Annotated in this window: 1 tRNA gene and 1 rRNA gene; both read left to right on the top strand. The window is 52.9% G+C overall.

Features of this window, described 5'->3' with window-relative positions:
- A 16S ribosomal RNA gene (locus tag H3O04_RS35945) occupies nucleotides 1-67 on the top strand; the annotation flags it as partial.
- Between the two features lie 63 nt (nucleotides 68-130).
- Nucleotides 131-207: transfer RNA gene (locus H3O04_RS35940), tRNA-Ile, on the top strand.
- Nucleotides 208-210: the final 3 nt, after the last annotated feature.

Below are 210 nucleotides of genomic sequence, written 5' to 3'. Positions count from 1 at the left end.
ATTCATGACTGGGGTGAAGTCGTAACAAGGTAGCCGTATCGGAAGGTGCGGCTGGATCACCTCCTTTCCAGAGCTTCTCGCACAAGTTGAGCGCTCACGCTTATCGGCTGTAAATTAAAGACAGACTCAGGGGTCTGTAGCTCAGTCGGTTAGAGCACCGTCTTGATAAGGCGGGGGTCGTTGGTTCGAATCCAACCAGACCCACCATTG

Source organism: Burkholderia sp. KCJ3K979 (assembly GCF_016759955.1).
Classification (GTDB): domain Bacteria; phylum Pseudomonadota; class Gammaproteobacteria; order Burkholderiales; family Burkholderiaceae; genus Burkholderia; species Burkholderia orbicola.
The sequence above is the reverse complement of the archived record's forward strand: the minus strand, read 5'-3'. Positions and strand labels throughout refer to the sequence as shown.